This is a genomic window from Microcoleus sp. POL10_C6 (assembly GCF_036701585.1).
Classification (GTDB): Bacteria; Cyanobacteriota; Cyanobacteriia; order Cyanobacteriales; family Microcoleaceae; genus Microcoleus.
This window is the reverse complement of sequence record NZ_JAUBRB010000018.1, coordinates 38,132-59,724: the sequence shown is the minus strand read 5'-3', so window position 1 is coordinate 59,724 and position 21,593 is coordinate 38,132. Positions and strand designations below refer to the sequence as shown.

The 21,593-nt window shown below is 43.8% G+C and carries 19 protein-coding genes and 1 pseudogene; 13 read left to right on the top strand and 7 right to left on the bottom strand.

Features of this window, described 5'->3' with window-relative positions:
• Positions 1 to 22 precede the first annotated feature (22 nt).
• Together QUA34_RS12360 and QUA34_RS12355 are read left to right on the top strand one after the other, a co-directional pair.
• On the top strand, positions 23 to 364 hold the full coding sequence (locus QUA34_RS12360; RefSeq protein WP_333325824.1) for a DUF433 domain-containing protein: 342 nt from the start codon (positions 23 to 25) through the stop codon (positions 362 to 364).
• Positions 365 to 367: 3 nt separating this feature from the next.
• The gene (locus QUA34_RS12355; protein WP_333325822.1) at positions 368 to 703 is read left to right on the top strand and encodes a DUF5615 family PIN-like protein; all 336 of its coding nucleotides are present in this window, start codon (positions 368 to 370) and stop codon (positions 701 to 703) included.
• A 16-nt stretch (positions 704 to 719) separates the two neighbouring features.
• Here QUA34_RS12355 and tsaE read toward each other — a convergent pair whose 3' ends face one another.
• Together tsaE and QUA34_RS12345 are read right to left on the bottom strand one after the other, a co-directional pair.
• Entirely contained in the window at positions 720 to 1,169 is a 450-nt protein-coding gene (gene tsaE / locus QUA34_RS12350) for a tRNA (adenosine(37)-N6)-threonylcarbamoyltransferase complex ATPase subunit type 1 TsaE (protein ID WP_333325819.1), read from the bottom strand.
• Positions 1,170 to 1,289: 120 nt separating this feature from the next.
• Complete coding sequence (locus QUA34_RS12345; protein ID WP_333081488.1) at positions 1,290 to 2,690, bottom strand: gluconeogenesis factor YvcK family protein; 1,401 nt, start codon at positions 2,688 to 2,690, stop codon at positions 1,290 to 1,292.
• 170 nt (positions 2,691 to 2,860) lie between these two features.
• Between QUA34_RS12345 and QUA34_RS12340 the strand changes: the two genes are divergently transcribed.
• From QUA34_RS12340 to QUA34_RS12310, 7 genes are all read left to right on the top strand, one after another.
• A complete protein-coding gene (locus tag QUA34_RS12340; protein ID WP_333066584.1) occupies positions 2,861 to 3,643 on the top strand; it encodes an ATP-binding cassette domain-containing protein in 783 nt (260 codons plus the stop codon).
• A 62-nt stretch (positions 3,644 to 3,705) separates the two neighbouring features.
• The gene (locus QUA34_RS12335; RefSeq protein WP_333325816.1) at positions 3,706 to 4,086 is read left to right on the top strand and encodes a four helix bundle protein; all 381 of its coding nucleotides are present in this window, start codon (positions 3,706 to 3,708) and stop codon (positions 4,084 to 4,086) included.
• Between the two features lie 118 nt (positions 4,087 to 4,204).
• On the top strand, positions 4,205 to 5,683 hold the full coding sequence (locus QUA34_RS12330) for an MlaD family protein (protein WP_333386933.1): 1,479 nt from the start codon (positions 4,205 to 4,207) through the stop codon (positions 5,681 to 5,683).
• Between the two features lie 193 nt (positions 5,684 to 5,876).
• Complete coding sequence (locus QUA34_RS12325) at positions 5,877 to 6,653, top strand: Uma2 family endonuclease (protein ID WP_333386930.1); 777 nt, start codon at positions 5,877 to 5,879, stop codon at positions 6,651 to 6,653.
• Positions 6,654 to 6,768: 115 nt separating this feature from the next.
• Entirely contained in the window at positions 6,769 to 6,921 is a 153-nt protein-coding gene (locus tag QUA34_RS12320; RefSeq protein ID WP_333081485.1) for a hypothetical protein, read from the top strand.
• 135 nt (positions 6,922 to 7,056) lie between these two features.
• On the top strand, positions 7,057 to 7,527 hold the full coding sequence (locus tag QUA34_RS12315) for a tetratricopeptide repeat protein (protein ID WP_333386927.1): 471 nt from the start codon (positions 7,057 to 7,059) through the stop codon (positions 7,525 to 7,527).
• 126 nt (positions 7,528 to 7,653) lie between these two features.
• Positions 7,654 to 10,284 carry a glycosyltransferase gene (locus QUA34_RS12310; protein ID WP_333386925.1) on the top strand — a complete coding sequence of 877 codons (2,631 nt, stop codon included), beginning with the start codon at positions 7,654 to 7,656 and terminating at the stop codon, positions 10,282 to 10,284.
• A gap of 24 nt (positions 10,285 to 10,308) precedes the next feature.
• Here the strand turns inward: QUA34_RS12310 and QUA34_RS12305 are convergent, their stop codons facing one another.
• From QUA34_RS12305 to QUA34_RS12290, 4 genes are all read right to left on the bottom strand, one after another.
• Positions 10,309 to 11,475, bottom strand: a complete 1,167-nt coding sequence (locus QUA34_RS12305) for a glycosyltransferase family 2 protein (RefSeq protein ID WP_333386923.1) — start codon at positions 11,473 to 11,475, stop codon at positions 10,309 to 10,311.
• 50 nt (positions 11,476 to 11,525) lie between these two features.
• The gene (locus tag QUA34_RS12300) at positions 11,526 to 13,745 is read right to left on the bottom strand and encodes an O-linked N-acetylglucosamine transferase, SPINDLY family protein (protein ID WP_445242816.1); all 2,220 of its coding nucleotides are present in this window, start codon (positions 13,743 to 13,745) and stop codon (positions 11,526 to 11,528) included.
• Positions 13,746 to 13,902: 157 nt separating this feature from the next.
• Complete coding sequence (locus QUA34_RS12295; RefSeq protein ID WP_333081480.1) at positions 13,903 to 14,451, bottom strand: type IV pilin-like G/H family protein; 549 nt, start codon at positions 14,449 to 14,451, stop codon at positions 13,903 to 13,905.
• 106 nt (positions 14,452 to 14,557) lie between these two features.
• Positions 14,558 to 15,880, bottom strand: coding sequence for a methyltransferase domain-containing protein (locus tag QUA34_RS12290; protein ID WP_333386920.1), 1,323 nt, complete (start codon positions 15,878 to 15,880; stop codon positions 14,558 to 14,560).
• Positions 15,881 to 16,124: 244 nt separating this feature from the next.
• On the opposite strand from QUA34_RS12290, the gene QUA34_RS12285 reads away from it, so the two are divergent.
• The 4 genes from QUA34_RS12285 to QUA34_RS12270 all read left to right on the top strand — a co-directional run bounded on the left by QUA34_RS12285 (position 16,125) and on the right by QUA34_RS12270 (position 20,674).
• Positions 16,125 to 16,313 (top strand): hypothetical protein, encoded by a 189-nt coding sequence (locus tag QUA34_RS12285; RefSeq protein WP_333081478.1) that lies wholly within the window; start codon positions 16,125 to 16,127, stop codon positions 16,311 to 16,313.
• Positions 16,314 to 16,394: 81 nt separating this feature from the next.
• Positions 16,395 to 18,569 carry an O-linked N-acetylglucosamine transferase family protein gene (locus tag QUA34_RS12280; protein ID WP_333386918.1) on the top strand — a complete coding sequence of 725 codons (2,175 nt, stop codon included), beginning with the start codon at positions 16,395 to 16,397 and terminating at the stop codon, positions 18,567 to 18,569.
• 131 nt (positions 18,570 to 18,700) lie between these two features.
• Positions 18,701 to 19,318 (top strand): Uma2 family endonuclease, encoded by a 618-nt coding sequence (locus QUA34_RS12275; protein ID WP_333386989.1) that lies wholly within the window; start codon positions 18,701 to 18,703, stop codon positions 19,316 to 19,318.
• A 180-nt stretch (positions 19,319 to 19,498) separates the two neighbouring features.
• The gene (locus tag QUA34_RS12270) at positions 19,499 to 20,674 is read left to right on the top strand and encodes an AI-2E family transporter (RefSeq protein WP_333386914.1); all 1,176 of its coding nucleotides are present in this window, start codon (positions 19,499 to 19,501) and stop codon (positions 20,672 to 20,674) included.
• A gap of 97 nt (positions 20,675 to 20,771) precedes the next feature.
• On the opposite strand, the pseudogene QUA34_RS12265 reads toward QUA34_RS12270, so the two are convergent.
• Positions 20,772 to 21,422 (bottom strand): annotated as a pseudogene (locus tag QUA34_RS12265) (Uma2 family endonuclease).
• Positions 21,423 to 21,593 lie beyond the last annotated feature (171 nt).

The following is a 21,593-nucleotide window of genomic DNA, read 5'->3' as shown; positions in this document are numbered from 1 at the left end:
CATCGCAAAGGCGATTTTACCCATGCTTCTCCAAGAACTAGAAACACAACTCCTGGCCTTAACTCCGACTGAGAAAGCTGAAGCCATCGGGCTTTTAACCCAAAGTTTAAACAATAGCTGGCCAGGAATTACCAAGACTCCCGACGTGTGTGGCGGCGATGCTTGCATTGCCAAAACTCGACTTCCCGTTTGGCTGTTCGTGAGTTTACGTCGTCAAGGTTCAAGCGATGCTGAACTTCTACAATTTTATCCCCAGTTGAATGCTGCAAACTTAGTAAATGTCTGGACTTATGCTGAGGCTAACTCAGAAGAAATTGAAACAGCACTCCGAGAAGAAGCAGCAGCAATGATGCAGGAAGTATAATTTATGGCACGTTTCTATGCAGATGAACAGTTCCCGTTTCCTGTTGTGGCATTGCTGCGAAATTTTGGTCACGATGCCCTGACTATTCAAGAGGCAGGAAATGCGGGAGATGATGACCCCGAAGTATTAGCCTTTGCTGTGAATAACGATCGGGCGGTTATGACGCAAAATCGTCGGCATTTCATTCGCTTGCATACTCAACAACCAAATCATGCTGCTATTATCGTGTGTACAGACGATAAAAATCTAGAAAGGTTGGCAACAGGCATCAATGATGCTATTGCTGGTGAGGAAACTTTGAGGGGGAAATTGATTGGAGTCAACCGTCCGACGCAGTAAGTTCGATCGCCTTTTCTCAAACTTCCAATTGCCAATCCAATAAGTCGCCATTACCAATTACTTCAGCTTGCCGCCAGTTATCTAGATAACTCAAAGAAATTTGCAAATAATTTTCTGGCTTGTACTGCAATCTTTCCGCCCATTCGATCGCCACAATTCCCAAATCCATTTCTAACCCGTCCCAATAACTTTCTAAGTGCAAAGCCTCCACTTCTTCGGGTTCTAATCGATATAAATCTAGATGATACAGCGGAACTCGCCCTTCAAAATACTCGTTAATCAGCGTAAAAGTAGGACTCTCAACCGAGTCTGATATTCCTAAACCTTCAGCAATGCCTTGAACCAAGGTAGTTTTGCCCGCACCTAAATCTCCTTGTAATAAGATTAGAGTGCCGGCGGGGAGCGCTCGACCTAACGCAACACCAAACTTGCGCGTAGCCTCAGAATCGGGAAGCAAAGTTTTCATTTCAATAGTTAGTCATTAGTCATTTATTATTTGTTATGTGTTATTTGTTATTTGTTACTCGCTGGCGGCTGCCAATAACCAATAACCAATAATATTAGTCAACAGTCAACAGTCAGCAGCTTAAATGTTGTGCGCGCGGCCGTACCAACGCAGCAACATCCCCGCCAACCTTTGAGAATTGTGGCGAATTAAACCCGTATTTTTATCTTCATCCATCACATTTGCGATGACAATTCGCCGCCCCAATTGCGTTACGGCTTCTCGATCGAGCACAACCGGATAAGAATTCTCCTGAGAATAGCGGATCAAAGCCTTTGCAGAAGGGACTTTGCCTTGAACTACTACAGCATCGAACAGGGGCCGGCCGCAAGCGCGATCGATCGCCCGAATGTGGTCTGCAACACTGTATCCGTCGGTTTCCCCCGGCTGAGTCATAATATTGCACACATAAATGCGCGGAACTTCGCTGTTGGCGATCGCATCAGCAATTTCCGGCACCAACAAATTCGGAATGACACTCGTATAAAGACTCCCCGGCCCAATAATGATAAAATCCGCTTCCCGAAGTGCTTGGGCCACCTTCGGTAACGCCGGAGGATTAGCAGGAGTGCAGCCTATTCTGAGGATTTTTCCGTTAGCTTTTGTAATGCTGGACTCCCCCTCAATCCTGCGGCCGTCAGCCAGTTCTGCCCACAAAGAAACGTCGCTCAGAGTGGCCGGCAGCACTTCTCCCCTAACTGCTAAAACTTTAGAACTCGCGGCGATCGCCTGTTCCAAATCTCCAGCAATATCGCTCATCGCCGTCAAAAACAAATTCCCAAAACTGTGACCCATCAAACCGTCACCGGCCTGAAAGCGATATTGAAATAACTCAGTCAATAACTTTTCCTCATCTGCCAAAGCCGCCAAACAATTGCGAATGTCTCCGGGTGGCAATACCCCAATTTCCCGCCGCAGCCGGCCGGAAGACCCCCCATCATCCGCCACCGTGACAATAGCAGTGATTTTGGCACTGTAATCCTTCAATCCCCTGAGCAAATTAGAAAGACCGGTACCGCCCCCAATTGCCACAATTTTCGGGCCGCGGTGCAAGCGGCGGTGGTTGAGAAGTCGATCGACCAATTCCTCATTCCCTTCGGGCATCAGCACTTGAGTAATAGAGTTCAAACTGCGAGTTTGCCCCCACAGAATTAACAAAATCCCGCCAGCAATGATGATCGGCCCCGACACGTAATTGGGAATAACTTCCGCAATCCACGCCAAAAAATTTCTCAACAATTGCAATAAGAAGAAAATGGGAGTCATCCCAGTCCAAATTGCTAAACCCAAAGTGGCAAGTACCACGCCGCTGGCACTGATCAGCAGCCACCGTTTCACTAACAGCCCGGGGGCTAACCACTTAAACCACTGGTGAACTCGCCCGTTCCGCAAAGAAGGGGGGTAAGGATTTCTGGATTGGGCAAAAACCTGCTTGGCTTTAGCCAAGACGCGGAGGGCTTTAGGAAGTGAACTAATTGACATGGTTAATTAGTCTTAATGGTATTGGAACAGATCGATCTGACAAATTTACAATACAAGAGAGTTTTGATTTGCCAGTCAATTTTAGTTATTAGTCATTAATCATTAGTCAGGAGTCATTAGTCATTAGGTAGACTGAGGACTGAGGACTGATAACTTATTGATAACATTTTATGGCTGAGCCACTAATCGAACTCAAGGGGGTAAGTAAGTCCTTCGGCCAGAACCCGATCCTCGATCGAGTCGATCTGAGGATTTATCGGGGAGAGGCCCTGGCAATTATTGGCCCTTCCGGGACGGGGAAATCTACGATTCTGCGGATAATTGCAGGTTTGTTGGCCCCGGATGCCGGTGAGGTTTTTGTTCAGGGACAGCGCAGGGTCGGATGGGTGGACGACGTGGCAGATCCGATCGGAATTGGGATGGTGTTTCAGCAAGCGGCTTTGTTTGATTCGCTGACGGTGGAGGAGAATGTCGGTTTTTTACTTTACCAGCATTCTAAGCTGCCGCGCCGCCGCATTCGGGAATTGGTGGAGGAAAAGTTGGAGATGGTGGGTTTGCCGCGAATTGGCGAACGCTATCCAGCGCAGTTGTCTGGGGGAATGAGGAAGCGGGTAAGTTTTGCCCGCGCGATCATGGCGAATCCTGATAATGACAGGGATAATCCAGAGGTTTTGCTGTACGACGAACCGACGGCGGGTTTAGATCCGATCGCTTCGACGGTAATTGAAGATTTAATCAGGGACTTGCAGGCGGCCCAAGGTGTTTGCAGCACTTATGCGATCGTCACTCACCAAGACAGTACCATCCGCCGCACCGCCGATCGCATCGTGTTTCTCTATCGAGGCAAAGTGCAATGGGAGGGAACTGTCAATGACATTGCATCGACAGATAATTTGCTGATCAGACAATTTTTTAGTGGCAGTGTTACTGGGCCAATTCAAGCGCTTGGATAGTCAATTGTCATTATTCCTTAGTCATTAGTCATTAGTTATTAGTCATTAAGGTCGAGGGTAATATGGCAACAAAAAGTTTTCAGGAATTGCGAGTTTATAAATTATCAGAACGACTAGCAGATGAAATTTGGCAAACTGTTAAGACTTGGGAGCCATTTGCCAAAGATACGATCGGCAAACAAATTGTCCGTTCAGCCGATAGCGTCGGTGCTAACATAGCAGAAGGAGTGGGACGAGGCAGTTATCAAGACAACAGACGCTTTGTCAAGATAGCTAGAGGTTCTTTATATGAAACTCAACACTGGTTGAGACGAGCTTACACTCGAAACCTTTTAACCGTTCAACAAGTAAATACATTCACAGCAATCATTAATGACTTAGCCCCTCAATTAAACTCATACCTACAATCTATCGGGTCATCCCCTAAAAATGATGCTCAATGACCAATGACTAATAACTAATAACCCATAACTAATAACCCATAACTAATGACTAATGACCAATGACCAATGACTAATGACCAATGACTAATGACCAATGACTAATGACTAAGGAGGTAATATGCGATCGCGAACTGTAAGAGAAGGTTCTGTCGGGTTCTTAATTTTAGTAGGAATCGGTTTATTTGGTGGCTTAGTGCTCTGGCTGCGGGGCGTGCAGGTAGGGAACCGCAGCTACAAATTCGCCGTAGAATTTGGCAGCGCCCAAGGAATGCAAATCGGCACGCCCATCAGGTATCGCGGGGTGGCAGTCGGTAAAATTACCGCCCTCAAACCGGGTTCCAACGGCGTAGACGTGACGCTGGAGATTTCCCCCGGTACTTTAGTGATTCCCAGGGATGTTACGATCGAAGCGAATAAATCGGGTTTAATTGGCGAATCGTCGATCGACATTACCCCCAACTCGATTTTGCCAGAATCATTACTTACCGCCAATCCCGTTAGTGCCGACTGTCCCTCGGAGATTATCTGCCAAAATTCGCGCTTAAAAGGTCAAGCTGGAGTCACTATCGACGAACTAATTAAATCCACAGTCCGCCTAGCTAATTTCTACACCGACCCCGCGCTGTTCAACAATATTAAATCTCTTGCCGAGAATACAGCCAACACAGCTAAAGGTGCAGCTAAACTTACTCAAGATTTATCGACTTTAACTAAAACTGCCCAAGCGGAAATAAAAACTTTAAATCAATCAGTAAGGGGAGACATTGGGAGTTTAAATCAATCTGTTAAAACCGAAATAGCAAGTTTAAATCAATCATTAAAGGGGGAAGCAAGCACCTTAAATCAATCATTAAAGGGAGAAGCAAACACCTTAAATCAATCGCTCAAGACAGAAATATCAGCAGTCGCCGCTGATGTGTCTAAAGTGGCAGCTACGGCGGACACTTCCACAAAAGCCGTATCTGCCGCTGCGATAAATTCTGCTAATTCAGTAAGTCAAGCAGCCAATCAAGTTACATTAACAGCCAACCAACTCAATTCTTTAGTAACAACCAACCGCGCCAGTTTAGTCTCAACTCTGAATAACATCAATCAAAGCAGTCAGGAACTGCGCGTAGCTGTTAGCAGTTTGAGTCCGACAATAAATCGCATCAACCAAGGACAATTGCTGAACAATTTAGAAGTTTTATCAGCGAATGCTGCCCAAGCTTCTGGTAATTTGCGAGATTTATCCAGCCAGGTAAACAATCCCGCCACTTTGCTATTATTGCAGCAAACTCTAGATTCTGCACGAGCTACATTTCAGAACGTGCAAAAAATTACTTCCGACGTGGATGATTTGACGGGAGATCCGGCTTTCCGCAACAATATTCGCAGGTTGTTCAACGGATTAGGAGGCTTGTTAGGCTCGACAGAACAACTGCGACAGCAAGTTAAAGTCACTCAAACATTAGCTCCCCTTTCTGAGAAAGTAAATGCGAGTACGCCTGCCAGAAATCAATCAGTAGAGCCGGGATTTCCCAGCTTGCAAAAACAGCCCAAATTGCCTGTTATACCTTCTAAAACGGCCAGGTCAGCAGAAGCAGTAGATCCATAAAATACCCCTTAAAACAGGGTATCATTGAATAACCGCAATTGCACAAGATTCGCGAGCTACTCTAGTTAATAATCAGCGCAATACCCACCCCGATTACAGCTAGTTAATAAGGTGCGCCTTTCGCACCCTGCCTTAAAGTTATTGTCCAACTCCTATTAACAAAAAACTCTTTTACTCGAAACAAGGAAAACCAATGACGCAAACATTATCGAAACCGAACGCAACCAGACTTCAGTATATTGTGACTTGGGAAAAATTGCCAGACGACTTTAAATTACCCGACGAGCCTGTGGAAAACATCGACCAACCACTTTTAGCCGCCGCCCTCCGAGAAGCCTTGGATCTCGCAGGATTTATCCTAGCTTCAATGCTAATAGCTTCCAATTTTGGACTGTGTGCCAAAGTTAACGACAAAACAGTAGTAAAAGCCCCGGATTGGGTGTACGTTCCCTCGGTATTGCCAGCAGAACCAGGAGAAGTTCGCCGCAGTTATACGCGCAATGCTGAGGGAGAAGTACCTGCTGTAGTGATGGAGTTTTTATCGGATACTGACGGCAGTGAATATTCAAATAAACCGACATATCCTTACGGAAAATGGCGGTTTTATGAGCGAATTTTGCAAGTGCCGATTTATGTAATTTTTGAACCGAAATCGGGAGTAGTGGAAGTGTACAGACTCTCGACTTCGGGAGAATACGAACTGCAAGAACCGGATGCTAATCAGCGATTCTGGATAGAATCGATGGGTTTATTTCTGGGGGTTTGGGAAGGTGAAAAATCTCAGAGAACGGGTTATTGGTTGCGCTGGTGGGATGAGAATGGCAATTTGCTGTTGTGGGGTGCGGAACGGGTGGAACAGGAGCGCCAGCGTGCCGAAGAGGAACGCCAGAGGGCCGAAGAGGAACGCCAGAGGGCCGATCGACTAATGGCATACTTGAGAAGCCAAGGCATCGATCCTGATGGCATTTGAAGGTGTGAAAGGTCGATCGGCCTTTCGGCCCTTAATCCAATCCCATTTTGATTGCACAATCCAGTCAGCAAGGGCGTTTTAGATTAAAAATAACCATAATTAAGGAGCGATCGGCATGACTGCAACAAAATTAGAAGAAAAATTATATCGGCTTTCTGAGGAATTAGCCTCAGCACTAGAAGCGGAACGCCAGCGTGCTCCTGAACTCACATCTTTGCTACCGCGTTACCGATCTCGGTTTGGCGAAATGTCAGAGAGTAACGGCTAAAAAGTAAGGGTGCGATCGCGCTTCATCGATCTCGATCGTCCGCGTGTTATTGTCACCTAAATGTCCTTGACAAATATGAGATTTTGTGTGGGGCTAAAATTGGTTTCCAATTTTAAATGGTGAGGGGCGATCGTTTTGCGATCGAACTTGGGCATTCTAGACATAGGTGCTTTGGGAGTACCGGGAAAACAGCGAGGCCAAGAGTTAGCAATGGAAAGTACACAGAAAAAATCTAGCCCTCGTCCAGTTAATAAGGGCGATCGAACTAAGCAGATTTTTGCGTTTGTATCAATGGTTTCGTTTGGTGGTTCTGCGATTTTTGGTATTTTCAGTCTGTTCAGCAGCGGTTTGAGCAGCCAGCACCAGCAAAAATCTGCTCCAGTAGCTGTTTCCCAGGAATCTTTGCTGGGGGCCCAGGAACGGGGATATGAGACGGTTTTGCAGCGGGAACCGCAGAATCAGACGGCTCTGGAGGGGTTAGCAAATGTGCGGTTGCAGATGAATAATAAGGTGGGGGCGATCGAGCCTTTGGAGAAGTTGGTGAAGCTAAATCCCAACAGAGCTGATTATAAGGCGCTGTTGGGGCAGGCGAAGGGGAAAAAGTAAGAGGCAGGAGAATAGGGGGAGAGGAGGGCGATCTTTAAGGAAAGTTGAGTGATTCTAGTAGGGAAACATACCAGCTCCCTAAAAATAGAAAAGATAAAAAATTGTTATTCCAAAAAAGAAGAAATTATGAAGCAAAACGACAACTTAGTAAAGTTACATATTGGCTGTGGGACACACATCAAGGAGGGATACTCTAATATAGACCAATATGTTTATGCTTCAGGCGTTATTCAAATGGATATCTTTAATCTGTCCTTTGAAAGTGACTCTGTAGATGAAATTTTTACAGAACATATGCTGGAGCATATTGGAAAATTTGAAGTGCCACTAGCTCTTCAAGAATGGGCAAGAGTTTTAAAGCCAGACGGTAAATTGGTGATGAATTTACCAAATCTAGAATGGTGTATGCAGCAGTGGTTAGCTAAGCCAGAAGATGAACGATGGGGTTGGCAATTAGATACTATATTTGGGTTGCAGACCCACCCTGGCGAGTTTCACAAGACGGGCTTTACTGCGCCTCGACTGCAACAATTGCTGAAAGCCACAGGTTTTCAAAATATCACGATTAGTAATTACTGGTCTCATGCTCAGAGCTGCTTTTGGGTTGAAGCAAGTAAAGGTTACTTCACGAGTGCAGTTAAGTGTTTAGCGAGCATAGTTGTACCTTGGTGGGATCACAGTGAATTGTTAGAACTGTGGGAACAAAATCTCCAATACTTACCCGATACCGAAATAATATTTATTGATAATGGTAGCGCACCAAAAGGAAAAACAGCATTGGAAGAATTTTGCAGGCGACAGAAGATTAAGCTGCTACGAAATGAGACCAATAGAGGCTTTGCGGCAGCAAACAATCAGGGAGCGAAGGTAGCAAATGGTGAGTATATTATTCACCTAAATAATGACGTGGAAATAATAGATTCACCGATTGAATATTTGTGTAATTTGGCTGCCGAAGGTTTAGCTGGACCTTTAGCGCAAAATGAACTAGGAGAATTTTATTTAGAAGGTTGGGCGCTGTGTATTAAAAGATATTTGTTAGAGGCGTTGGGAGGATGGTGCGAAGACTATGGGCCTGGATATTGGGATGATGTGGACTTGTCTCATCGGGCAAGATTGGCAGGCTATTCATTGACCCCTGTTCCTGATGCAAATCGGTTAATTCGCCATATAACAAACGCTACAGGTCGAGACGGACGAATCGATCAACTTGCTTTACATTTTAAAAATAGAAAAATTTTTATAAGAAAGTATTATAATTCTTGTCCCAAAATCATTGTTGATGGCGTATTCTTCCAGCTTTACAGAACAGGGATAGCTCGTGTATGGTCCTCATTGTTAGAAGAATGGGCAGAAAATGGTTTTGCTAAGCATATTGTAGTTCTTGACAGGGCTGGAACAGCGCCCAAAATCTTGGGTATCAGATACCGTACTATAGCAGCTTATAACTACGGAACAACCGATGCTGATCGCGAAATGCTGCAAGCAGTCTGCGATGAAGAAGAGGCTGTTTTATTTATCTCTTCCTACTACACGACACCGCTATCAACACCTTCGGTGTTTATGGCATATGACATGATTCCAGAAGTTTGGTCGACGAATTTAGATGAAGCCATGTGGAGGGAAAAGCATCACGGTATCCGCCATGCTTCTGCATATGTTGCTATCTCAGAAAGTACAGCACGGGACTTAACAAGGTTTTTCCCAGCCCTTGCCCAAGAATCGGTAACTGTAGCTCATTGCGGAGTTAAAAATCTTTTCTCGTCAGCGAGTAAAGAAGAGATTAGTAGTTTTAAAACGAAGTACGGAATTTCAAAACCATATTTTATTTCGGTTGGTGGTGGAGCTGGTTATAAAAATTCTATTTTATTCTTCCGCGCATTTGCTCAACTTGCAAGTAAACAAGGTTTTGAAATAGTATGTACGGGGAGTGGAGTTTTATTAGAAGGAGAGTTTAGAAATTATACATTAGGTACTGTAGTTCACAAGCTTCAACTTGATGATGAGGAGTTGAGATTAGCTTATGCCGGTGCTGTTGCACTGGTTTATCCATCGAAATATGAAGGATTTGGCTTGCCTGTACTGGAGGCACTCTCCTGCGGTTGTCCCGTCATTACTTGTCCTAATGCCTCGATTCCTGAAGTGGCAGGAGAAGCAGCTTTATATGTGGATGATGAGGACGTTGAGGGTTTAGCCGATGCACTTTGCGAGGTACAAAAACCGAAGGTTCGCAACTCATTGATTGCGGCTGGGTTGGAACAAGCCAAAAAGTTCTCTTGGTCAAAAATGGCGAAAACGGTTAGTTCCGCCCTGATAGACGCAACTCTAGTGCGTTTAAACTTGAAAGAGATTAATCTAATTATTTTTCCAGATTGGACGCAGCCAGAAGAGTCTCTTGGTTTAGAATTGGAACGAGTAGTGAGGGCGATCGCAACTCACCCAGACAAAAGCAAGATGACTTTACTGGTAGACAATAGTAACATTTCTGACGAAGATGCTAATCTCGCTTTATCAAGCGTGGCGATGAATCTTTTAATGCAAGAAGATTTAGATGTTTCCGACGGCCCAGAAATTACACTGATTGGACAGTTGAGCGAAATTCAGTGGTTAGCTTTGACACGTCGACTTTACGGTCGAATTTTGTTGGAAAATGAGAATAAAGAAGCGATCGCACTTCTGGAAGCAAAAGGTATTAATTGTTGCGAACTAGAAAAATTTAACCAACAGGCATCAGCCCTAAAAGTAGAGGATAGCTAACCACTTCTCCACCTATCTCCATCCTTACACTTCTTGATTAAGCAAAGCCTTAATTCCCTCTAAATTTCTTTGAGCGTCTGTACAGTTTTCATCAAAATTAAGCGCTAGTTCAAAAGCATATATAGCGGCTTGCCAGGACTTCATCTGAATGTACGCAGCACCTAAACCACAGGCCGCATCAGTTGTCATAAAACTGATTTCAAAAGGCTCTCCTGTATAGTAACTGACATCTTTACCAAGTTGCAAGCACTTCTCAAAATAAGCAATAGCGCCCAGAGGAAATCCTAAACTAATTAAAGTCATTCCAGCTATGTAATTTATAGGCGGATAGTTGGCGCACCACTCCAGACCGCGCTGACAAATTAACCGTGCCGTTTCATAATCTTGATTCTGCAAGGACTGCCCCGCCAATGTAAAAATCAGGGAGGGAATAAAAGCAAAATCATCCGGCGGGTTCCCTTCCATCAAGTGTGGAAAAAGTCGCTCAAATGCTTCAGCGTAGCATTCTTGAGCTTTCTCAGCTTGCTGAGTAGCCCCGTAAACATTAGCAAGGCTGTAAAGAAGTCTTAAGCTAATACCTTCCTCTTGCTGGATTCGTTCCAAAATAGCAATGTCACGCTCTATCAATTCTTGCTGGATTTCTTCAGGAGCGGTTTTAGGATGGTGCAGAATTTTCAAACTTTCTAACTGACTTAAAAAGTTTGAACGATCGTACCATTTTTTTAAGTCTATATATTCGTGTAGGCGACTTACATATCTAAGTTCTGGAAGATTGCGAAATAGCCTGGGTGTGTGTAATGGGGTTGTCCCCTGTACAGCATTGGCTTCGCTTAGCATCAGTAAATAGGCTATGACTTCCCTTTTTGAAGTTAATTCCTCTTTCAACGCATCAGTATTAACAACTAATTCTTCATCAGCATCCAAAACTAAAATCCAGTCGCCCGATGCTAAGGAAAGAGAAAAATTTCGAGCGGCTGCAAAATCATCGCACCATTTGAAGTAATCGACTTTTGCTCCATATTGAAGAGCAATCTCCGGCGTACCATCCTGAGAGCCAGTATCTACCACTATCATTTCATCAACGTAAGGTTTAGCGCTCTCTAAGCATCTCGGTAAATTCTTTTTTTCATCTTTAACAATCATGCAAAGGGACAATCGAGGCGCAATCACCTCATCTAAAGCATCACTCACTTAACTATCCTCCACAGTTCAAGTTATGTCATACATTGCTATCAGTCGTTTTACGAATGATGTTTCTCCAGATACATTTGCCACATTTGTTGGTAAGCTTTCTCCATCTCTAGCGTAAAATGCTTAGCATTCCACAGGGGAGCAGTTTGCCTCGAATGTCGCAATTTCCAAGCAATTTGTTGCCTCATAGCCGTATCTTTCCCTAAGCGTATCCCCCACTCGACATATTCCTCATCCGTCCAAGCTATTCCCTCAGTTATACCAGCATTGATCATCATCGTGTAACTGTTGCGAGCCGCAAATTGCTGTCCTACCCGCGTCACGAGGGGAATGCCCATCCACAAAGTTTCTAGGGTAGTTGTAGCACCGTTGTAAGGATAAGTATCAAGAACTACATCTGCAATGCCTAAGTTTGCTCTATGAACAGATTCGGCTCCTACCTCTGGCAAAAAACGCAGGCGATCGCCCGCCACACCTTCTTCTTCTGCTAACTGAAAAAAGAAGTTTTTAATTGATTCTTCATCAGCAGAACCTTTGATTAAAAAGTAACTATTTGGTACTTCTGCAATAATTTTTATCTGTAGTCGCGCTGTATCTGGATGGCGTTTATAGCCCCTCTGAGCACTAAGATATACAACAGCATCACTCGGAATACCCAACCTATCGCGCCTCAAATCTGGAATACCCACCTCAAAACCATCCACAGCTATATAAGTTTGAGGCAAACGCCAAATTTTTTCACTGTAATATTCCTCAGCAGACTCCGGCAGAACATAGGGATCGGCAATAAAATAGTCAACCGCCGGCAACCCTGAAGCATCCCAACCCAGCCAAGTGACTTGAACGGGTGCAGGCTTGAGTGCCATCACCTCACAAGTCACATCGAGTGTGATGCTGTCGAGATCGATCAGAATATCAATCTCATCGTGATAAATTTGCTCAGCCACTTCAGTACCGTAAAAACCGCCTTTGTGGGCTTTATCAACATGATTGACAAACCATTCCTGTAAAGAGTCCTCCGTCTTTCTATAGATCAGGAAATAACCGTGTATTTCAAATTGAGCGCGATCATGATGCTGGAAAAGCCATCGTGCTAGCCAGCCAACTGAATGTCTTCTGAGGCAATGCGATACATAACCAATCTTCAAACGCTTAGTAGCAGTACCATTGCTTTTACTGGATGCCACTCGCTGTCTGTATCGATCTGCCTGCTCCTTGGCATAGGTTTCAACATTAGTTTGACATAACTGAGAGACTTGATTTTGAATGGGTTTATTAATTTTTGGACTGTCTTCAAAGTACGGTAAAAAGAAGGTAGTAAGAAACAGATTTTGGACTGTAGTCGCGTGAAGTGATGTTGGTTGTTCGCCGATCAGTGACTCCAACAGTGATTTGTGTCTCTGGATTACCGGTAATACCTGTTCCCAATATCCACCTGCACTCATCAATCCCCGCATAATTTGATGATTAGAAAAAACTTTATCTGCTAGTTGCTTGCATAAGGAATAGCGCAATTTGGCAATTTCTATACCCCGAGCATATTGCTGAGCATTTTGATAATAAGTACCTAACTGTAGCAAAATTCCGAGATTATTAATATCTAAAGTGCGAGCTAACTCTGCAAAGCTTATTGCTAGTCCCGGCATCAATGCCGAGTGAGCAATTTCCACCGACGCTGCGATGACAATTTCAATAAAAACTAGAGGTTCCCGGACATGGGCTAGACAGGCTTCCGCTAGTTCGAGCGACGAAGGGTGCAGGGGAGCATAATGTAAAACACTGTTGAGCACTTGCATTAATAGCTCAGAGTCTGCCTCTGCGAGTTGCTCTGAATGGAGATGATCGATTAAGCCCAGAGCATTCAGTTCCTCTCCTGTATAGGTCTCAAGCAGGATGCACAAGCCAATCAAGTGCAAGAGGTTGCTAATATCTGCGGGATTAATTTCTCGGATGTGCTGCCGAATTACCCAAGCTACTGAATAGTCTGCTATACCTCTACGTCGCTCTGCTTCCGCTTGCAACACTTGTATCAGTTCTGCTGTCCACTCCTCCACTTGTTCTGGTTCCCCTTCTGCCATGCCTAGCAGCCAAGTAGTTTGAGCTTCTGCTTCTTGTTCCTGCAACAGAAACATCAAGCCCAAATGCCAGTAATTAGATTTGGTGTCTGGATTAACTTCTATTGCTTGCTCGTACAACTTTGCTGCTTGAGCATAATGTCCCTGCATTGCATATTTATCTGCTTGCTGCTGAAAAGTTTGTAGTTCAGGCAATCCCGGGTTGTCTAAAAAGTTAGAGGGTGTCAAATTTTTAATATGGGAAACTAATATTTCTAGAAACTATGCAAATGGGTAGTGTATACAAACACTACCCACTTTTGGAAAAAGTTAAGACTACATTGATCGAACCTTCCTAGCCGTAATACCTTTTTTACTTGGCGACTTCTGTACCACCAGTTTCACACCGAGAACCGATCGCCGCGTTCGGATCTGGCTTATAAGCAGTAGCCTCACCATCATATGCACATAAAACGGCTGACGTGGTTTTGTCCTGTGTAGCCGCGCCTGCTCCAGTTTGTGAACCTATAGCTACCCCACCAGCATATAATTGGAGGGACTTTTTATTTACAGGTGTTGCGAAGTTGGTCGCTTTTGTATCCGATGCAAAATCTGACTGTTGGATTGAGTATAGATAGTTAGTAGTTTGAGTTTTGATGCCCAAACCCAAATCATTAACGTCCTTTACAAAGCCATTATCCTCTGCATATTTAGCTTGCTGAGCTCTGTTCATGGAACCGATATACTGCTTGGCTTCTGACTGCTTGGCTTTGTTGGCTTGGCTGAGGAAGGAAGGCAGAGCAATCGCAGACAAAATACCGATGATGATAATAACGACCAGCAGTTCAATCAGGGTGAAACCCTTATCCTGTCTTTTTTGATTGAGGTGTTGCAGGAATCTGGCTTTAAATTCAGTTTTCATTGGTTGTTTCTCCTAGAGGGGTGGGATGCTTGATTTCTAACTCTTAGAGATAACTTACCCACTTCTGACAGGCTTCATATCACTCGCGGGATTTTTTTTTTCGTTCTCAAGCCGATCGCTCCAAAAGCACGTATATAAAAGCTTCTAGCATTTTCAAAAGTTCCTTGACCTCCTCAAACGCTGTCTCGTGACTCGCGGGCTCTAGGGTAACGGGATGGATGGGTCTGAGCTTTAGCCAGCGTTCGGCTAGGTCGGTGACAGAACAACCTCCTTCCCAAAGCGGCAGCAAACAAGCAGCCTTAATACTCTCTATTAGGATAGGAACTTTGGTTGGCAAACGCACATAACTGCTGATCTCGAATGGTCGGTAACCATTGATACAGTTAATCAAGTCTTCTTGTACCTGAGCAGTCCTTAGCTGGGGATGCAGATACACCCGTGCAGTCTGCCAATCAGCAAGAGTCCATTCCGAAACAGGTAACAACGGCTCTCGCGCGGGATGAGCGCACCAAAAGTCAATTAAACGATGAACTGGTTGTAACAGTTCAAACATATGCAGCCTCTCTTCTATAGAAACTTCTGGCAAACTCATCTCCAGAAATGCAGGTAAGTTATCTGGATCTTTGAACAAGTCCGTCAATTCCCAGTGTCGCCAATTCACCATGCTCACAAACTGTAAATCAGCAACTCTCAGCGCCGCGAACATTTCAGAAATCGTATAGCCTTTATCACCTTGAAACAAATAATTCATCAGTATGGACTGTTCCTTTTCAGCAAGGTTACCTTCCCAGGTAGTTACTTTAAGTCTTACGTCATCTTTCAAAGCATTCATAATATCACGGGTTAATTGGATCTCCATTTCTTGCGGATTTTCATCCATCAACCCCATCATCCTGAAAAGTGCTTGGGCGCGGTAAAAGTTAGTGCGCTGAAGAGAACTGTGCAGGTTGGTACGGATGATCCCCTCGGATTTGAGGACTGATTTCATCGCTTGCAATCCCACCGCTATGTCAGGTAAAATATAAAGCACCTCGTCGTTATTAATGTAGTCAAATGTGAGATTCAAGCTGGGTAAGTCTTCGATGGCTAAAACATGAAACTCGGCCTTTTCAAATCCGTGATGTCGCAGCCGTTTTTGAGCTAAGTTAACAGATTCTTCAGAAAGGTCTATGCCAACAATTTTTGCTCCGGGATTTGCCTCTGCCAAAATTAAGGATTTATAGCCAGTGCCGCAGCCAGCGTCTAAAATAACTTTACCTTCAGTCTCTATAACTTTTTGATTTCTTAAATAGTAAGCTGTTACCAGATTATGAATGTAGAGAGATTGATAGTCTGTTTTGGGAGAGTAATCGAGGGCAAATTTAGGGTAAGGAGCATTGTCAAATTGTTGACGAATTTTCTCTATCAAGTCTGATTCTTGCTTATCCATTCTCTCTCAAGCCTAATATTAGTAAATTAGCTGATGGCACATTCCTATTCTAGAATGGAAAGGCATCTGAGCCGCGCTATCTGGGGAAAAATTGATCGCCCCCCAATCCTCCGAGATCCTGCAATAATGGTGTCTCGATGGCTTCTCGGCATATTAGCCAAGTCCGCGCGACCGAAGCTATCCCGAAATGAAGCGCCCCTCTTCTCCCTCCCAAAACCAGATTATATAACCAAAGACCAATTCTATGAACACCAACACCGGATTTATCCTGAAAGTATTCCTGATCTCCGCTGTAATCTCCCTCATCATCAAGTACGGTGGCCCCATTATCTCTATACCCTTAACCGCATTCAACGCCCTAATCGCCGTCTTTACCCCCAGTATCATCCTAGCTGCCGTCCTCGGCTGGCGATCGCGCCAACAGCCAAGATAGGGGATGGAGGGCGATCGCCAGCCCCCAAAGACGAGTTAAATTAAACCAGGGGCGATCGAACTTTCACACCAAAACCCCTCCATGCCCAGCAATATAAATGAGACAGACAATCACATGGATCTAGCCACCTTAAATCTGAAACCCTTAAATTTGCTGATTTTTCCTGATTGGAACCAACCAGAAGAATCTCTTTATTTAGAGTTAGAACTAATTATTAGGAGTCGGGTAAATCATCCCGATTGCGATTTTATCACTATTTTAATATATGTGAGCGAAAGTTTAGAAAAATCCGAAATAGATCCCAATCTAATTTTATCAGCGATTGTGATGAATCTTTTTATGGAAGAAGATTTAGATACTAGCTGCGAACCAGAAATTATTTTATTAGAAAACCTCAATCGAAGCCAGTGGCAGGATATTTTGCCACAGATTCAATATCGAATTAAGTTGAATGCGGAAAATCACCAAGCAATAGCAGAGTCTGGAACCGCAGAAATTCCAGTAGTGGAACAGGAACAACTTAGCGAGATAACTGTTGATTCCCAAGCATTAGCGTTGAGAGAATTCGGCAACCAATTCTATCGTCAAGGAAGATACGAAGCTGCCATTAAGCACTATCAAAGGTTTTTAGTATCCCAGATAGGAGATATAGAACTGTATAGTAACTTAAGCGAGTGTTTAAGAAACCTCAACAGAATCGAAGAAGCGATCGGGATTCTTGACTCAGGCATCCACCATTACCCAACAGCAGGACAAATGCACTTTCAAATAATCAAAATTTTTCAGCAAAACGGACGCACTCAAGAAGCTATATCAAGTGCAGAAAGAGCAACGAAACTACTGCCCCATGAATATGTTTTTCAACTATTCAAACACTTGATATTGCCGATCATTTATAACACATCAGATGAAATCCTATTTTACAGGAAAAGATTTGTCCAAGGATTAGAAAACGTAATTCAGCAAACCTCCCTAAAAACTCCCGAATACAAAATTAATGCTTTGCGGGGTTTTAGTAGTTTTACTAATTTTTACCTAGCATATCAGGCTTACAATGTTGTGGAATCGCAATCAAAGTATGCTAATTTAGTGCATCAAGTTATGGTCGCCAACTATTCGCAGTGGGTGCAACCGCAATCAATGCCTCCCCTGCTGGAAAATGGCAAAATTAGAGTCGGTTATATTTCTAGTTATTTGCATTCTTACAGCGGCACTTTATGGTTAACTGGCTGGCTGCGTTATTGCAACCACCAACTATTTGAAATTTACTGTTACTATACGGGGGACGAACCCGATCCAATTACAGAAAGATTTCGCCAATACAGCGATCGATTTCGCCACATTCCTCACAACCTAGAAGGCGTATGCCAACAAATTATTGATGATAAATTGCATATTCTTGTCTTCCCGGAAATTGGCATGGACGCACCAACTATACAAGTAGCAGCTTTGCGCCTTGCCCCCGTGCAATGTTCGGCGTGGGGACATCCTGTAACCTCTGGTTTACCGACGATTGATTATTTTATTTCCAGTGAATTGATGGAACCGGAAAATGCACAGTTGCACTACTCAGAAACCTTAATTAAGTTGCCTAATATTGGCGTTGCCTACCCAAAACCGATTGTTGGTCAATTAACCCAAACTCGCTCAGATTTTAACCTGCGAGAAGATGCCGTTATTTATTTGTGCTGCCAAGCTCCTTTCAAATACTTACCACAATATGATTTTATTTTAGCAGAAATTGCTCGCCGCCTTCCGCAAGCTCAGTTTATTTTTCCTCGCGGCGAATTACTGCGGGAACGGTTAAAGCGTGCTTTTGCTGCTGTGAATCTCGACAGTGAAGATTACTGTCTGTTCCGAACTATTCCAACTCGACAAGATTACATAGCAATTAACTTTCTGTCTGATGTTTTTTTAGATACTTTTACTTGGTCGGGGGGGAATACGTCTTTGGAGGCGCTCGCTTGCAATTTACCCATAGTAACTTGTCCGGGAGAATTTATGCGGGGACTTCATGCTTATAGCTTTCTCAAAAGGCTGGGAGTAACAGACACAATCGCCAAAAATGAAGAAGAATATATTCAAATAGCTGTCAAGTTGGGTATAGATTCAAAGTGGCGCCGAGACATTGCACAACGCATGAGTCAGCGACAAGGTGATCTGTTTGACGATAAAGTTTGCGTGACAGCTTTAGAGACTTTTTATCAAGAAGTTGTTCGAGAAAGGCTTGAAGGTAACAAGAATTCTATAGGTTAGGGCGATCGCGCCAGCAGCAGTAGAGACACAATCAAAAAGTGCGATCGATCTACACTAGGTCTAAAAACTATGTTTTTGCCAAAATCTTAATTCCCCGTACAGCTATCAAAACCAAAGTTGAGGCACTCACCATGATTCAAACCATCACAGAATTAGTAACATTCGATGAATTCATTGATTGGTATCCTGAGAATTCAGAACACCGCTACGAACTGCACAATGGAGAGATTGTTGAGATGCCAAAAGCAACAGGTAAACATTCTAAAGTGGCCGGTTTTACCAGCGGCTGGTTATTTCTCGAAATAGAACGCTTAAACCTACCCTACTTCATCCCCAAAGAATGCGTCATCAAACCCATGGGCGAGGAATCCGGGTATGAACCAGATATTATTGTACTTAACGAACAAACCATTGGAAACGAGCCGCGATGGGAAAAATCATCAATTATCACAATGGGTTCATCAGTCCCCCTAATCGTCGAGGTAACTAGCACTAATTGGGGTGATGATTATGCCCTAAAGCTTGAGGCATATGAGTCAATGGGTATTCAAGAATATTGGATTATAGACTATCTAGGATTGGGCGGCAGACGGTTTATTGGAAACCCCAAACAACCCACTTTTTCGATTTACCAACTAATTGAGGGGGAATATCAAGTCAAACTGTTCCGAGGGGGCGAGGGTATTGAGTCCCCAATTTTCCCAGAATTGAAGCTGACAGCGCAGCAGGTGTTCGCCAAAGGGAATTGAGGAGGCTGCTTATACTGATGTCCGAGTAGGGGTATCTGATTAAAGATGCGATCGCGCGCATCTGCTGTATCTTGATATAAAGGCGATTTATCGCTTCTGGGCTGCTGAGCAATTAGCAAGCAGTAATTTCCCATACCGTATTCCTCAATCTAAAATCTAATATCTAATATCTAAAATCTAATGAAGCTAGGACAGTGGATGGGCTTATTAGCCCTCATCGCATCTTGTTACATTTTGTGGCAAATCAGGCAGGCCCTACTGCTGCTGTTTGCGGCCGTCGTCTTAGCCACAGCCTTAAACAGACTAGCACGCTACTTGCAAAAATTCGGACTCAAAAGATCGATCGCTGTACTCTTATCAGTTAGCTTCCTAATCCTCGTATTCGTAGGCTTATTCCTGATAATTGTACCGCCATTTACCCAACAGTTTCAACAACTTACCCAAAGAGCCCCTCAAGGAATAGAAAGATTAAATCAGTGGATAGATCAATTTGAAGGTCGTTTTTCTGGACAATTGGGTCAGCGGCTGCCCAATCTTGATGTTAACGACATCATGCAACAACTGCAACCTTTATTCAACCAACTCGTTGGCGGTGCAGGAGCCTTTGTCGGTAACACATTAGGCGTTATTCTCAGCTTTTTGCTAGTCATAGTTTTGACATTGATGACATTAGCAGAACCTCTATCTTACCGCAAAGCATTCATCCAACTATTTCCATCTTTTTATCGGCGACGAGTCGATGGCATCTTAGATGAATGCGAAATAGCTCTCGGTCGATGGGTCATCGGCGCTCTCATTAGCATGAGTGTGATTGCTTTTTTGAGCTTAATTGGTTTGTCGGTCTTGCAAGTCCCCCTACCGCTAGCTCACGCTGTAGTAGCAGGATTTCTTAACCTAATTCCCAATATAGGCCCCACTTTGAGCGTCATCCCCCCAATGACGATCGCACTTTTAGATTCTCCCTTACAATCAGGTTTTGTCCTAATCCTTTACTTTCTAATTCAACAGTTTGAAAGCAACGTCCTCACCCCCTACGTCATGGCACAGCAAGTATCACTGCTGCCAGCAGTAACATTAATAGCTCAAGTATTCTTCGCCACCTTCTTTGGATTTTTAGGCTTATTGCTAGCTCTCCCCCTCACCGTTGTAGCTCAAGTTTGGATTAGGGAAGCCCTCATTAAAGATATTCTAAACCAGTGGAGTGCCAGCCCTAAAACCTTAGCAGCAATCGATTCTGCTATCCATGAAAAACATGAAGCTATAGGAGTCGCCGAAAGCCTACCAGAAAAATATTTACCAGAACAGAAACCAGACATCCCCGATCATGCTGAAAATGAGGCTCCTGAAAATCAATAGTTAAGGTTCATAATGACTTCAGTTCTGATTCATTGCCAGTTATAGTACAGAAGTATTCACTATAAAATTAGGAAAAATGTGGTACTAACACTCTCAACTAACTATCTTCAAGCCTCGCATTTTTTACCGTATCTCTGCCGGCTATAAAAAGCTGTTGAGCACTCAAATTAAAATGCCCAAATGTGGGTGACACAACCCTATTACTACCCCGAAACTGACTGACTTGATACTCACCGTCAATCAACTGGTAAACAGAAAAAGTAGGTTTTTTCGGGTTGCCAATATAGCGTCTGGCACCAAGTCCCAAATAATCCGCAATCCAGTATTCAGAAATGCCCAAAGCTTCGTAATTCACCAATTTTTAGCCATAATCATCCCGCCAATTGGTACTGACAACTTCGACAATTAGCCGGACAGAACTACCCATTGTAATGATAGATTCCTTTTTTCATCTCGGTTCGCTGTCCGTTCCTTGCCTGTCTAAAACGATCGCATCCGGTTCGTAACCAGATAGCTCGTTATCAGCTTTGACAACGCATTCTTTGGGAAGGAAGTAAGGAAGTCCTAGTCGTCTGATTTCAAAGTTGAGTTCAGCGACAAGGAAGCCAGCTACTTCTGAATATTCTCCGGTGGCTTTAGGAATTTCAACAATAGCTCCATTGTGCAGTTAGTAACGGTTTTCAGAATTTTTAGGATACCAGTCAAGAAATTCATCGAAGCTGACTGGTTTTAATATCGCTTGAGTCATGGCGATCGCCCTTTATTTTATTTATGATAGTGTTATTGTATCCGTTATAATTTACATCTTGTATCATTATCCAGAACAGGCCAGATGCCTGTTTCACGAAGAGTGAATTTTCCTGCGGAACAGGCATCTGGCCTGTTCATAAAATCCTTATTGAGAATAGTGCAACATCTC

Coding starts and splice junctions, on each gene's coding strand:
- QUA34_RS12360 (WP_333325824.1), top strand. CDS start 23: ATGCTTCTCCAAGAACTAGAAACACAACTCCTGGCCTTAACTCCGACT.
- QUA34_RS12355 (WP_333325822.1), top strand. CDS start 368: ATGGCACGTTTCTATGCAGATGAACAGTTCCCGTTTCCTGTTGTGGCA.
- tsaE (WP_333325819.1), bottom strand. CDS start 1,169: ATGAAAACTTTGCTTCCCGATTCTGAGGCTACGCGCAAGTTTGGTGTT.
- QUA34_RS12345 (WP_333081488.1), bottom strand. CDS start 2,690: ATGTCAATTAGTTCACTTCCTAAAGCCCTCCGCGTCTTGGCTAAAGCC.
- QUA34_RS12340 (WP_333066584.1), top strand. CDS start 2,861: ATGGCTGAGCCACTAATCGAACTCAAGGGGGTAAGTAAGTCCTTCGGC.
- QUA34_RS12335 (WP_333325816.1), top strand. CDS start 3,706: ATGGCAACAAAAAGTTTTCAGGAATTGCGAGTTTATAAATTATCAGAA.
- QUA34_RS12330 (WP_333386933.1), top strand. CDS start 4,205: ATGCGATCGCGAACTGTAAGAGAAGGTTCTGTCGGGTTCTTAATTTTA.
- QUA34_RS12325 (WP_333386930.1), top strand. CDS start 5,877: ATGACGCAAACATTATCGAAACCGAACGCAACCAGACTTCAGTATATT.
- QUA34_RS12320 (WP_333081485.1), top strand. CDS start 6,769: ATGACTGCAACAAAATTAGAAGAAAAATTATATCGGCTTTCTGAGGAA.
- QUA34_RS12310 (WP_333386925.1), top strand. CDS start 7,654: ATGAAGCAAAACGACAACTTAGTAAAGTTACATATTGGCTGTGGGACA.
- QUA34_RS12295 (WP_333081480.1), bottom strand. CDS start 14,451: ATGAAAACTGAATTTAAAGCCAGATTCCTGCAACACCTCAATCAAAAA.
- QUA34_RS12290 (WP_333386920.1), bottom strand. CDS start 15,880: ATGGATAAGCAAGAATCAGACTTGATAGAGAAAATTCGTCAACAATTT.
- QUA34_RS12285 (WP_333081478.1), top strand. CDS start 16,125: ATGAACACCAACACCGGATTTATCCTGAAAGTATTCCTGATCTCCGCT.
- QUA34_RS12280 (WP_333386918.1), top strand. CDS start 16,395: ATGCCCAGCAATATAAATGAGACAGACAATCACATGGATCTAGCCACC.
- QUA34_RS12275 (WP_333386989.1), top strand. CDS start 18,701: ATGATTCAAACCATCACAGAATTAGTAACATTCGATGAATTCATTGAT.
- QUA34_RS12270 (WP_333386914.1), top strand. CDS start 19,499: ATGAAGCTAGGACAGTGGATGGGCTTATTAGCCCTCATCGCATCTTGT.